Annotated in this window: 9 protein-coding genes; 4 read left to right on the top strand and 5 right to left on the bottom strand. The window is 62.5% G+C overall.

Annotated features, from left to right (window positions below; translation table 11 throughout):
* The first annotated feature begins 133 nt into the window (after positions 1-133).
* The 4 genes from I6L40_RS16100 to I6L40_RS16085 all read left to right on the top strand — a co-directional run bounded on the left by I6L40_RS16100 (position 134) and on the right by I6L40_RS16085 (position 4,001).
* Positions 134-1,150: an iron ABC transporter permease gene (locus I6L40_RS16100; protein ID WP_071911023.1), complete on the top strand. Its 1,017-nt coding sequence runs from the start codon at positions 134-136 to the stop codon at positions 1,148-1,150.
* A gap of 7 nt (positions 1,151-1,157) precedes the next feature.
* Positions 1,158-2,195, top strand: coding sequence for an iron chelate uptake ABC transporter family permease subunit (locus I6L40_RS16095; protein ID WP_216994567.1), 1,038 nt, complete (start codon positions 1,158-1,160; stop codon positions 2,193-2,195).
* On the top strand, positions 2,195-2,998 hold the full coding sequence (locus I6L40_RS16090; RefSeq protein ID WP_216994566.1) for an ABC transporter ATP-binding protein: 804 nt from the start codon (positions 2,195-2,197) through the stop codon (positions 2,996-2,998). Before I6L40_RS16095 ends, I6L40_RS16090 begins: the two co-directional genes overlap by 1 nt.
* Positions 2,999-3,083: 85 nt before the next feature.
* Entirely contained in the window at positions 3,084-4,001 is a 918-nt protein-coding gene (locus tag I6L40_RS16085; RefSeq protein WP_216994565.1) for an iron-siderophore ABC transporter substrate-binding protein, read from the top strand.
* A 105-nt stretch (positions 4,002-4,106) separates the two neighbouring features.
* Here I6L40_RS16085 and I6L40_RS16080 read toward each other — a convergent pair whose 3' ends face one another.
* The 5 genes from I6L40_RS16080 to I6L40_RS16060 form a co-directional block, all read right to left on the bottom strand.
* Positions 4,107-4,469 carry a copper-binding protein gene (locus tag I6L40_RS16080; RefSeq protein WP_216994564.1) on the bottom strand — a complete coding sequence of 121 codons (363 nt, stop codon included), beginning with the start codon at positions 4,467-4,469 and terminating at the stop codon, positions 4,107-4,109.
* 71 nt (positions 4,470-4,540) lie between these two features.
* A complete protein-coding gene (locus tag I6L40_RS16075) occupies positions 4,541-7,681 on the bottom strand; it encodes an efflux RND transporter permease subunit (protein ID WP_216994563.1) in 3,141 nt (1,046 codons plus the stop codon).
* 73 nt (positions 7,682-7,754) lie between these two features.
* On the bottom strand, positions 7,755-9,287 hold the full coding sequence (locus tag I6L40_RS16070) for an efflux RND transporter periplasmic adaptor subunit (protein ID WP_216994562.1): 1,533 nt from the start codon (positions 9,285-9,287) through the stop codon (positions 7,755-7,757).
* A 272-nt stretch (positions 9,288-9,559) separates the two neighbouring features.
* Positions 9,560-10,060: a hypothetical protein gene (locus I6L40_RS16065; protein WP_216994561.1), complete on the bottom strand. Its 501-nt coding sequence runs from the start codon at positions 10,058-10,060 to the stop codon at positions 9,560-9,562.
* A 150-nt stretch (positions 10,061-10,210) separates the two neighbouring features.
* Positions 10,211-13,321 (bottom strand): efflux RND transporter permease subunit, encoded by a 3,111-nt coding sequence (locus I6L40_RS16060; protein WP_216994560.1) that lies wholly within the window; start codon positions 13,319-13,321, stop codon positions 10,211-10,213.
* Positions 13,322-13,324 lie beyond the last annotated feature (3 nt).

The following is a 13,324-nucleotide window of genomic DNA, read 5'->3' as shown; positions in this document are numbered from 1 at the left end:
GATTTGCATTTAGTATTGCGCCGTTCGGGTATTTGTCCGGGCGGCGTTTTTATTTCCGTTGACACAAGAGTGCCCTGTTTTCACGTCGGTTTGGCTGCATGTTGTCAGACCCCAACGCAAGGAGTCGTAAAGGGTGGTTAAGTACCAGACCCCTCTGTTCTGGCTGGCATTGTTCCTTCTCTGCACGCTGTTTTGCCTCTCGCTGGCCACCGGGGCCGGCGTCTATGGTGTCCGCGAAGTGTTCGGGTATCTGACGCACAATCCCCTGTGGGTCAGTGACGAGAAGTTGGCCATGGTGCTCAATACCTTGCGACTGCCGCGCACCCTCTGCGCCATGGTGGTCGGCGCCTCTTTATCTCTGGCTGCCTCCTTGTTGCAGAGCGCGACCCGCAATCCGCTGGCGGAGCCCGGTCTGCTCGGGGTCAACGCCGGGGCCGTCTTTGCGCTGGTGGTGGGGCTCACCTGGTTCGGGGTGGAGTCCGCCTACGGCTATCTGCTCTGGGCCGGACTCGGCGCGCTGCTTGGTAACGTGATTGTGCTGGGGCTTGGCATGATGATTGGCCGCTCCAACCCCCTCAAGCTCATTCTGGTCGGGGTGGCGCTCTCCGCTACCTTCGGCGGTTTCTCCAGCTTTCTGCTGCTCTCCAACAAGATGGTGCTGGAGCAGTACCGCTTCTGGAACCTCGGCTCCCTGTCGGCGGCCAATCTCGATGCCATCATAGCCGTGCTGCCCTTCGTGCTGGTGGCGTTTGTCATCACCTTGCTGCTCTGTCGCCAGCTGACCCTGATGCAGATGGGGGACAGTCAGGCCCAGGCGCTGGGGATCCGCCCCAACCGGGTGCGAATTGGTGTACTGCTTGCCGCTACCCTGTTTACCGCCAGTGCCATCGCCATCGCCGGTCCCATCGGCTTTGTCGGCTTTCTGGCCGCCTACTGTGGCCGACTGGTGGAGCCGGTGAAGCTGTCGGTGCAGGTCTGTTTCTCCGCCCTGTTCGGCATGCTGTTTCTGCTGTTGGCCGATATTCTGGCGCGTTGGCTGATCCAGCCGTTCGAGCTGCCCAACGGGGTCATTCTGGCCCTGATCGGTGCACCTGTGCTGATCGCCATTGTTCATCGCGGGGGCTTTCGTACCCTGCTGACCGTCAAGTGAGGGGCTGATGCGTGCACCTACCGATATGCTCTGTCTGCGGGCCGGCAACCGCTCTTTGCTGATCCATCTGCCAAGCTGGCGCTGGCTGGTACTGCTTGCCGTGGCGCTGCTGGCGCTTGCTCTGCTGGCCCTGAGCGTTGGCGGCGGCAAGCTCGGTTTTGCCGGGGTGGTCAACACCCTGCTGGGGGAGGGGACGCGGCTTGAGCAGCTCACTCTGTTCAAGATCCGGTTGCCGCGCATCCTTGGGGTGGTGGTGGCGGGAGCGGCCATGGGGCTCTCGGGCTGTCTGGTGCAGACTCTGGTTCGCAATCGGCTGGCCACACCCGACATGGTGGGGGTCAACAACGGCGCATCCCTTGCCATCATCGTCTTCTCCCTCTATCTGACCGTGGGCAGCTGGCCCTGGTGGGCGGCACCCATCGGCGCCATCTTCGCGGCGCTGGTGCTCTATGCCCTCTGCCGCAAACCGGGTGAGCAGGGCTATCTGTTCGTGGTGATCGGCATCGGCCTCTCCGAGTTGTTCGAGGCGCTCGGCCAGTTTGTGATGTCCACCCAGGCCCTGCTGCACCTGAGCTCCCTCTATCTGTGGAACATGGGCAGCTTTATCGCCGTGGGGTACAGCACCATCACCCCCATCGCCATCCTGTTGCTGCTGCTCTGCCCCTGGATCGTCTATCTCTCCCGATCACTGGCGGTGCTGCGCTTTGGCCCCGAGATGGCCAGAGGGCTTGGCGTCAACGGCGATCGGGTGCAGCTGGGCGTTCTGGCGCAGGCCATTCTGGTGGCAGCGCTCGGCACCGCCATCGGCGGCCCCGTGGTCTTTATCGCCATGGCGGCCCCCATTCTTGCCTCCTGGCTGGTGAAAGACCGGGTGGTGCCGCTCTGGCTGGCGGCGCTCAGCGGCGCCCTGTTGCTGCTTGCCAGCGATACCCTGGTTCGGGTGCTGGCCAGCCCCCACGAGGTGGCGACCGGCATCATGACCCGCATTCTCGGTGGCCTGTTGCTGCTGTTTCTTCTTGTTAACGATCGCCTGAGGGCTGACTGATGACGCTCACCGTAAATCGCCTCCATTTTGCCTATCAGCAGACCCCCATTTTGCGGGATATCTCCTTCAGCGTGCCGAAGGGCAAGCTGGTGGGGATCGTTGGCCCCAACGGTTGCGGCAAATCGACCCTGCTCAAGCTGCTCTCCGGCCAGATGAAAGCCCAACGCGGCGAGATCCTGCTCAAGGGCAAGCCGCTCGCCAGCTACCCCATGAAGGGGCTGGCGCGGGAGCTCGCCTATCTGCCCCAGCGGCCGACCCTGCCTGCCGGCATTCTGGTGGAGCAACTGGTGCAGTATGGCCGCCACCCCCATCAGGGCTGGTTCAATCAGTGGGGCGAGGAGGATGCCCGCATGGTGCGTATTGCCTGCGAGCGAATGCAGCTTGAGGGGATCTGGCAGCAGAGCGCAGCGTCCCTCTCCGGCGGGCAGGCACAGCGGGCGTGGCTGGCGATGATCCTGGCGCAGGATAGCGACATGGTGCTGCTCGACGAGCCCACCAGTGCCCTCGATATCGGTCACCAGACCGAGGTGATGGAGGCGATCCATCGCATCACCGCCGAGGGCAAAACCGTGCTGCTGGTGATCCACGATCTGGCGATGGCAGCCCGCTACTGTGACGAGCTGATCGCCATCGGCAATGGCGAGATTGCCGCCATCGGCCCGGCCCGGGAGGTGGTGACCAAGTCCCTGATCGACCGGCTCTACCAGACCAGTGTCGACATTCTGCATGCCCCCGGTGACGGGGCGCCCATTATCGTGCCGCGCCGCCATGACCAAGTCAGCCAATGGCGGTCGGCCAGCTGAGATTGTGCGAAACCGGTATCGGCCTGTTTCGCGAACCTTCCCACCGCTGACTTGCATGCAAGCAGCACAACACAGGAGTGAAATGATGAAGCGTTTTGCCGCCCTGGCAACAGCCATCCTGATGCTGGCCGCGCCGCTGGTTCAGGCGCAGGAGATGCGTGAAGTGACCGATGCGTTTGGCCAGAAGGTACAGGTGCCGGTCAAGCCACTGCGAGTTGTGACCTTGAGCGAGTTCGATCTCGATAGCGCCCTGACCCTGGGGCTGACCCCCATCGGTGCCGTCAATGGTCGTGGCCAGCCCACCATGCCACGTTACCTGCTGGAGAAAGGGGTAAGCGATATCAAGGTGATCGGCGATCTCGACAGCCCCAATCTGGAGTCGCTGATTGCGCTGGAGCCCGACCTTATCCTGACCGGCCAGACCCGCCCCGAGCTGCTGACCCTGCTTGGCGAAATCGCGCCGACCGTGGTCACCGGCAAGTGGGGCGAGCCGTGGCAGCATATGTTCCGCCGCACCGCTCATACCCTCAACCGTGACAAGGAGGGGGAGGCCTTCCTCAAGCGTTATGAAGAGCGGTTGGCAGAGGCGCGCAGCAAGCTGGCCAACCATCAGGGGGAGAGCATCAGCATAGTGCGCTGGAACCCCAAGGGGCCGAGCTTTATGTATCAGGGCACCTTTGCCAGCAGCGTGGTGGAGTCGATGGGGCTGGTTCGCCCAAGCAAGCAGCAGGGTACCGGCGCCCCTCACTCGCCGCCCCTGAGTCTTGAGTCCCTCAACCTGCTGGATGCCGACTGGCTGGTGATCGGTACCCTGAGCGCTACCGGCGATGCGGTGGATGCCATGCGTCAGGCGGAGCAGACCCCGGCGTTCCAGCAGCTGCCGGTGATCAAGGCCAAGCGCTTTGGCGCCGTGGATGGGTCGCTCTGGACCTCCAGCGGTGGCCCGCAGGCAGCTCTCAAGGTGATCGAGGATGTGGAGCAGTTGCTGGCAACCCGCAGCTGAGTAGCCATTGCACAACTGGGGTTGATCAAAAAATTGGCCAAGAGATAGAGGGAGGCCGATGCCTCCCTCTTTACTTATCCGCGCGGCCCGGAGCGAGCCGGGCATTTACTGCGGCTGGATTTGGGTGATGGTGAGCTTGCCGGCCGGGTTCTCGGCGTGAAAGCGTACCGCATCCCCCACCTTCAGATCCTTGAGCAGGGCCTGGTCAGCCACCCGAAACACCATGGTCATGGCGGGCATCTTGAGGTTGTCGATCGCCTCGTGCTTGATGCCGACTTTGCCGTTGGCCGCGTCGATGCGAGTGATGACCCCCTTGGTCATCATCATATCGCCCATCTCGCTCATGCCCTCCATTGTCCCCATCTGGCTCATGTCGTGGCCCTGATGGCTCATCATCTCGGCAGCCTGCAGGCTGGTGTGGGTAGCGAGGCCCATCAGCAGAGTCAGTGTCAGCGTCTTGTAGTTCATTTTGGTTTCCTTGTTTGGCTTATGGAGTTGCAACGGGGTTGCTGTTTGTCCGCTTGAAAATGATCTGTTCATCAGTGTGATGACTCCTGCTGATCCGCGGAGGTCAGCTGCTGCACGCTTCGGCTGCGCCATAGGTAGTAGGCTGCGGGCAGTACCAAGAGGGTCAGTACCAGTGCGCTCACCATGCCGCCAATCATGGGGGCGGCGATGCGCTGCATCACCTCGGAGCCGGTGCCGTGGCTCCACATGATGGGCAAGAGGCCGGCTATGATGGTTACCACCGTCATCATCTTGGGGCGCAGGCGCAGGGCGGCGCCGTGGATCACCGCCCGGTGCAGGCCCGCCTTGTCCGGCTTGCCGCTGGCCACGAGGTCATCCCAGGCGTGGTTGAGGTAGACCAGCATCAGGACGCCGGTCTCGACCGCCACCCCGGCTAGAGCGATAAAGCCCACTCCGACCGCCACCGAGAGGTTGAAGTCGAGCAGCCAGAGGGTCCAGATCCCGCCCACCACCGCCAGCGGTAGGGTGGTGAGAATGAGCAGCACCTCCTGAGCGCGGCGAAACGCCAGATAGAGCAGCAGCACGATAATGGCGACGGTTAATGGCACCACGTAGGCGAGGCGCGCCTTGGCCCGCTCCATGTACTCGTATTGGCCGGACCATGTGAGGGCGTAGCCCGCTGGCAGTACAAGTTGTTTGCCCACCTCGGCCTTGGCTTCATCGACGAACGAGCCGATGTCGCGGCCACGAATATCGACGTAGACCCAGCCGTTGAGGCGCGCATTTTCACTGCGCAGCATGGGGGCCTCATCGCTGATGTAAACCCGGGCCACGTCCGCCAGGGCGATACGAGCGCCACTTGGAGTGACCACCGGCAGCAGCTCGAGGCTGGCCACCGAGTCGCGATAGCTCTGGGGATAGCGCAGGTTGATGGGGTAACGCTCGCGCCCCTCGATGGTCTGGCCCACCTCCATGCCGCCCACCGCGGTGGCGAGCACCGCCTGCACGTCTGCGATGTTGAGGCCGTAGCGGGCCGCTTTCAGCCGGTCGATATCCACCTTGACGTAGCGGCCACCGGCCACCCGCTCGGCGTAGACCGATGAGGCGCCCTCCACCTTGCCGACGATCTGTTCCAGCTGCTGGCCGAGCTGCTGGATCACCTTGAGGTCCGGCCCCGCTATCTTGATGCCGACCGGAGTCTTGATGCCGGTGGCCAGCATGTCGATGCGGGTCTTGATGGGGGGCACCCAGGCGTTGGTGAGACCGGGGAAGCGGATAAGGGAGTCGAGCTCTTCTTTGAGCTTCTCTGGGGTCATGCCGGGGCGCCACTGCTCCTTCGGCTTGAGCTGGATGCTGGTCTCCATCATCACGAGATCTGCAGGGTCTGTGGCCGATTCGGCGCGGCCCGCCTTGCCAAACACGTTCTGCACCTCGGGCACGGTGCGAATCAGCTTGTCGGTCTGCTGCAAAATCTCCCGCGCCTTGCCCACCGAGATATTGGCTGCGGTGGTGGGCATATACATGATGTCCCCCTCATCGAGCGGCGGAATAAACTCGGAGCCCAAGTACTTGAGCGGCCAGAAGCCCGCCACCGTTACCACGGCGGCGATGGCCAGGGTGGTTTTCGGACGGGCCAGCACGGCCTTGAGCAGCGGCACATAGCCCTGGCTTAGCCAGCGGTTGAGCGGATTGGCCTGTTCCGCCAGCACCTTGCCACGGATGAAGTACCCCATCATTACTGGAACGAGAGTGATGGCGAGCCCGGCCGCCGCCGCCATGGCGTAGGTCTTGGTGTAGGCGAGCGGGTGGAACATCCGCCCCTCCTGCGCCTCCAGCGCGAACACCGGCAAGAAGCTGATGGTGATGATCAGCAGGGAGAAGAAGATGGCGGGCCCCACTTCTATGCTCGCCTCGGTGATGATGCGCCAGCGGTTCTTGTCGGTGAGCGCCTCCCGCTCCATATGCTTGTGGACGTTCTCGATCATCACGATGGCACCATCCACCATGGCGCCGATGGCGATGGCGATGCCCCCCAGCGACATGATGTTGGCGTTGATCCCCTGCAGGTGCATCACGATAAAGGCGGTCAGGATGGCGATGGGCAAGGAGATGACCACCACCAGCGACGAGCGCAGGTGGAACAGGAAGGCGAGGCAGACCAGCACCACCACCGCGAACTCCTCCACCAGCTTGCCGGAGAGGTTGTCGATGGCGCGCTGGATAAGGTTGGAGCGGTCGTAGACGGTGACCACCTCCACCCCCTCCGGCAGGCTGCTCTTCAGCTGGGCGAGCCGCGCCTTGACCCTGTCGATGGTGTGCTGGGCATTCTCGCCATAGCGCATGACGATAATGCCGCCCACCACTTCTCCTTCGCCATTGAGCTCGGCCAGACCGCGCCGGCTCTGGGGGCCGGTGACTACATCCGCCACGTCACCCAGCAGCAGCGGGGCGCCGCGCACATTGGTACCGAGCGGGATCTGCTTCAGATCCTCGACGCTTTTCAGATAGCCGTTGGAGCGCACCATGTACTCCGCTTCCGCCATCTCGATGACGGAGGCGCCGGTCTCCTGATTGCCCTGCTTGATGGCGGTCTCGATAAGGGAGAGCGGGATGCCGTAGGCGCGCAGTTTGTCCGGATCGACCCGCACCTGATACTGGCGCACCATGCCGCCCACGGTGGCGACTTCGGAGACCCCGTCCACCGTCTGCAACTCGTACTTGAGGAACCAGTTCTGCAGTGAGGTGAGCTGGCTGAGGTCATGCTTGCCGGTTCTGTCCACCAACGCGTACTGATAGACCCAGCCCACCCCGGTGGCATCGGGGCCGAGCTGGGGGCGGGCTGAGGCGGGCAGGTTGGGCGCAACCTGGCTCAAATATTCCAGCACCCGGGCGCGGGCCCAGTAGAGGTCGGTGTTGTCGTCAAACAGCACATAGACGAAGGAGTCGCCGAAGAAGGAGTAGCCGCGCACCGTGGTTGCCCCCGGCACCGCCAGCATGGCGGTGGTGAGCGGGTAGGTGACCTGATCTTCAACTACTTGGGGCGCCTGGCCCGGATAGGAGGTCTTGATGATCACCTGCACGTCGGAGAGATCCGGCAGGGCGTCCACCGGGGTCTGTTTGACCGACCAGAGCCCCCAGGCGGTGAGCATGAGGGTCAATAGCAGCACCAGAAAGCGGTTGCCGATGGACCAGCGAATAATCGACGGGATCATGGTTTTGCTCCTTGCTCATTTTGTGCAGAGAGCTGAGCCTGTTTGTTGGCAACGTAGCGAATGATGGAAGGGATCATGACTTCTTCTCCATCTCGGGCATCGCCATCTGATGCTGGCTATGGTCCATGCCTTCCATCTTCTCCATCTCATCTGTTGCTGGCTTGGCTGTGTCGCCGCTTGCCGGCGTTTGCTCCTGATGGATGGTGGTGATGCGGTACTCATCCCCCTCCTGCATCACTTGCAGATGCAGGGTTTGCCCTTCGGTGAGCTTGCTCATATCGACCCCTTCGGCGACGGTGAACTCCATCTCCATTGCGGGCCACTGCCACTCGGGGATGGGCTGGTGGGAGACCATCAGGGTACGGTTGGCCAGATCGATGCTTTCAACCTCACCCTGGGTCCACACCTGGGCGGGGCGCACAGCCGTCATGCGCTGGAAGTCAGAATCGATGGCCGATTCGGAGTCGAGCAGGAACTGGGCCGAGCTGACGATGTTATCCCCAGCCTCTACCCCTGCCTTGATGGCGACCTTGTCGCCAAACTGGGGGCCCAGAGTGACGGCTACCGATTTGAAGCTGCCATCCCCCAGCGCCAGCACCAGCCGGTCCTGGCTGCCGGTGCGGATCACCGCTTCGCTCGGTACCACCAGCCGGGGTTCTCCCTGCCCGGTGCGAATGCTCACCTTGGCAAACATGTTGGGTTTCAGGAACTCATCCGGGTTGGCGAAGCGCAGCCGCACCTTGAGGGTGCGGGTGGTGGCATCCAGAGTCGGGTAGAGGTAATCGACCCGGCCCTGCCAGTGGCGGCCGGGGGCATAGTCGAGGGTCATGGTGACCGGATCCCCCACCTTCAGCTGGGCCGCCTGACGTTCGAACACCTCGGCGCTCACCCACACCTGCTTGAGGGTGCTGATGTTAAAGAGCGCTGCGGCGGGCTCCACATACTGGCCTTCGCGCACTTTCAGCTCGGAGACATAACCGCTACTCGGGGCATAGATACGTACCGTCTCCTGCACCTGGCGGGTGCGCTTGAGGGCCCCTATCTGATCTGCCGGTACCTGCAGGGACTTGAGCTTGCCCTCGGCGGCGCGCAGCAGCAGCGGGTTGGCAGTGTTGAGGGCCAGCAGGTATTCGTGCTGGGCGTTGACCAGATCCGGGGCGTAGAGCTCGTAAATCAAGTTCCCCTTGCTCACCTGCTGCCCTTCGCTCTTGATGGCGAGGGTGCGGATCCAGCCTGCCATGCGGGCGTTGACCGCCTCCAGTCGGTCTTCGTCATAGCCGACGTAGCCCACCGTCTCGATCTGCTGGTGGATGGGGAGTTTCTCTACCTTGGCGAGCCGCACCCCCAGGTTCTGCTGGATCTCGGGGCTGATGGTGACGGTGCCCGGAGAGCCACCCTGTTTTTCCTCATAGACGGGGATAAAGTCCATTCCCATGTTGTCCTTGGCGGGGCCATCGCGCTTGTCGCGCGGATCCATGGGGTTGACCCAGTAGAGCGGCGTCTTCTCCTTGGCCACGGTGCCAGCGGTGGTCTGTTTGGCGGCCCAGTAGCCGCCACCGGCGCCGAGGGCCAGCAGCAGGGCCGATACCAGCAGTTTCTGGCTCATCGCACACCTCCACTTAGTGGCTGGGTGGCAAGGTTTTTGGCGGCGATAAGGCCAGTAACAGGGGCAAGTGACATCATATCTCTTCTCTTGTGTAGGCCGCCGGATAGGAGATGGACAAGGCATCACCCGAGGTATTGGCGGCAAACGGGGCGCAGCTGTGTCAGCGCGCACGGCTCCCTGTGAGCGGACCGGTTTGGTCGGGGCACAGGGTCAGGCAAGGCGGCAGGATACGGGCAAGCCGAGGCTTGCCGCTGCCGCAAGAGAAGATCTTTCTAGTGGCGCAGCACCGACAACATCAGGTGTCGGCGTGGCCAGGAGGGAGGATGGGTACCACGGGAGCGCAGGAAGGGATCCCGCAACCAGTTATCAAACAGTGACGCTGCGACGTTGCTGCCAAGCAGCAGGGGGAAGATCAGCAGGGCGACCAATACACCCAGCAGAGCCATCGCCCCGAAGGAGAGGGCATTGACGCCAGTTTGCATCTGGCACTCATCGCCCATGGCTGACCCATCGTCCCCCTGATGGCAGGAGAGGGTCATGCCATCGCCCGGGTGACCCATGGTGGCCATCGCATGAGAGATCTCGCCATCCGCCATCGCCATGGATGAATCAAACATCACCATCGGAAGGGGGCTGTTTTGGGTTGTCTCGGAGGAGAGGGGAGAAGCATGCCAGCTGATGCAGAGAGTCAGATTGCACACGAGCAGCAGCGCCAGCAACAGCCGGGCCAGTGCAACGCAGGGTAATCTTGCAGCAAGCTGGATGAGTGACAAACTGGATATCCTTCTGGATCAGATGGTTGGACTGTAAACCTTGCCACAGGGATAAGGTCAAGGCGCGCTCGCAGGCCCCATGGGGGATGAAGAGCTAAAAAATACCCCCGCAGGTGCGGGGGTAGGGGTTATCAGTGAACAGGCTCGGTCTTACTGCTTCGCGCCTTTTTCCGAGCCTCGCATGATAAGGCGGAAGAAGAGCGGGATAAAGAAGATAGCGATAAAGGTCGCGGCCAGCATGCCGCCGATGACCGGCCAGCCAAGGGCATGACGGCTCGCTGCACCGGCGCCGCTGGAGGTGACCAGTGGCACACAGCCGAGGATGAATGCGAGCGAGGTCATCACGATGGGACGAAAACGCAGGCGCGCCGCCTCCAGTGCCGACTCGATGAGGCTCATCCCCTCTTCGTGCTTCATCACTGCGAACTCCACGATCAGGATGGCGTTCTTGGCCGCCAGCCCGACGAGCGTCACCAGACCGATCTGGAAGTAGACGTTGTTGGTCAGACCCACCAGCCAGGTGGCCAGCAGAGCGCCGAACAGGGCGAACGGCACCGCGGTGATCACCGCAAACGGCAGGCTCCAGCGCTCATACTGGGCGGCCAGAATGAGGAAGATCATCACGATGCCGAAGCCAAAGGCCATGCCTGCGCTGCCGGCGGCCGCCTTCTCCTGATAGGCGGAGCCGGTCCACTCCAGCTTGGCGTCGTTGCCAAGGGTGTTGTTGGCCACCTCTTCCAGCGCGGCGATGGCCTGACCCGAGCTGTAGCCCGGCGCCGGCTGCGCCATGATCTTGGCCGCCTGGAAGATGTTGAAACGCTCGACCAGCTCGGGGCCGGTGGCGTCACGCACCGTGACCAGACTGCTCAGCGGGATCATCTCCCCCTTGTTGGAGCGGACATAGACATTGCGAATGTCGCTCTTCTTGGCGCGGTAGTCTGCCTCGGACTGCAACTGTACCCGGTAGGTACGGCCGAACTGGTTGAAGTCGTTGACATAGACCTGACCAAAGGTGGCCTGCATGGTGTCGAACACCGCGTTGATGGGCAGCCCCAGCGCCTTGGCCTTCTCCCGATCCAGGTCGAGATAGACCTGCGGCACGTTGGCGCGGTAGGTAGTGGTCACGCTGGCGAATTCGGGGCGCTCCTTGGCCGCTTCGAGGAAGCGCTGCACTTCGGCCGAGAACTCCTGGGCATTGCCCGAGCCGCGGTTCTGCAGATACCCCTCAAGGCCGCCGGTGGTGGACATCCCCTGAATGGGCGGCGGGTTGAAGGAGGCAACGAAACCGTCCGCCAGCCCCATCATGCTCATCCCCTGCAGGGTTTTGGCCAGCGAGAAGGAGTCGGCCCCCGCCTCTTTGCGCTCGCTCCAGTCCTTCAGGGTAATGAAGGTGAGGCCGCTGTTACTGACGATGGCGCTGGAGAGGATGTCAAAGCCCGAGAAGGTGATGACATCCTTCACGTTGGGGTTGGCCATGGCGATCTTGTCGAACTGGTTGGCGACCGCCTGGGTACGGGTCATGGCGGCGGCATCCGGCAGCATCACTGCGGAGATGAGGTAACCCTGATCTTCGTTCGGGACCAGCTCGCCCGGCACCTTTAGGAAGAGGCCGTAGATGGAGAGCAGCAGGACGGCTATGATGCCAAAGGCCACGGCCACCCGACGGTTGAGGAAGGCCACGCCACGCACATAACCACGGGTCAGCTGATCAAACTTGTCGTTGAACCAGACGAAGAAACGGGCCGGTTTGTGGTGCCCCTCTTTGAGCAACACGGCGCAGAGCGCCGGAGAGAGGGTCAGTGCCACCAGACCGGAGATGGCCACCGACACGGCAACCGTGATGGCGAACTGCTTGTACATCACCCCCGTCATGCCGCCCATAAAGGCGACCGGCAGGAATACGGCGCAGAGTACCAGCACGATGGCGACCACCGGACCGGAGACCTCCTGCATGGCGAGAATGGCGGCCTCTTTGGGCGAACACTTCTTCTCCTGCATGATCCGCTCGACGTTCTCCAGCACCACGATGGCGTCATCCACCACGATACCGATGGCGAGCACCATGCCGAACAGGGTGAGCAGGTTGATGGAGAAGCCCAGTACCAGCATGCCGGCGAAGGTACCGATCAGCGATACCGGCACCGCGATGCAGGGGATCAGGGTGGCGCGGAAGTTCTGCAGGAACAGATAGACCACCACGAACACCAGCACGATCGCCTCGAACAGGGTGTAGACCACCTCCTCGATGGAGATCTTCACGAACTCGGTGGTGTCGTAGGGGATCTGGTACTCCACATCCTGCGGGAAACGGGCCTTGAGCCGCTCCATGGTGTCGTGCACCGCACCGGCCACCGCCACGGCGTTGGCGCCCGGTTGCAGATAGGTGGCGATACCGATGGCCGGTTTGCCGTTGGCCCGGGCCAGGACGTCATAATCCTTGCCGCCGAGCTCGACCCGCGCCACATCCTTCACCCGGATCTTGGAGCCGTCAGGCGTGGAGCGAACGATGATGTTTTCGAACTCCTTGACGTCCTCGAGGCGCCCCTTGGTCTGCACCGTGTAGGTGAAATCGACCGGAGCCGAGGTGGGCTGGGCACCGATCTTGCCGGCCGCAAACTGGGTATTCTGCTCGCGAATGGCGCCGATCACATCGCTCGGAGTGAGTTCGAGCTGGGCCAGTCGATCCGGCCGCAGCCAGATGCGCATGGCGTAGTCGGTACCGCCAAACAAGGTGGTATCACCGATGCCGGGAATCCGCTTGAGCTCGTCAATGATGTTGAGCAGGGCGTAGTTCGAGAGATAAGTGGTATCAAACGAGCCGTTCGGCGATTGCAAAGTCACCACCTGCAGGATGGCGGTGGACTTCTTCTTGACCGTGACCCCCTGCTTTTTCACCTCTTCCGGCAGCTGGGCCATGGCGGCCGAGACCCGGTTGTTGACGTTGATGGTGGCCTGATCCGGGTCGGTGCCGATCTCGAAGTAGACGTTGAGGTTCATCTGACCGTTGGAGGCAGAACCCGACTGCATGTAGATCATCTGCTCCACGCCGTTGATCTGCTGCTCAAGCGGCGCGGCAACGGTCTGGGAGATCACCTCGGGGGTGGCGCCCGGATAGAAGGCGGTCACCGAGACCACCGGCGGGGTGATCTGCGGGTATTGCTCGATGGGCAGCGATCGCATCGCCGCCAGCCCGCCCAGCACGATAATGATCGAAATCACGCTGGCGAAGATGGGGCGTTCGATAAAGAACTTGGAAAACATGCG

This window comes from Aeromonas sp. FDAARGOS 1410 (assembly GCF_019048745.1).
Classification (GTDB): Bacteria; Pseudomonadota; Gammaproteobacteria; order Enterobacterales; family Aeromonadaceae; genus Aeromonas; species Aeromonas jandaei.
This window is presented reverse-complemented; position numbering and strand designations above follow the sequence as displayed.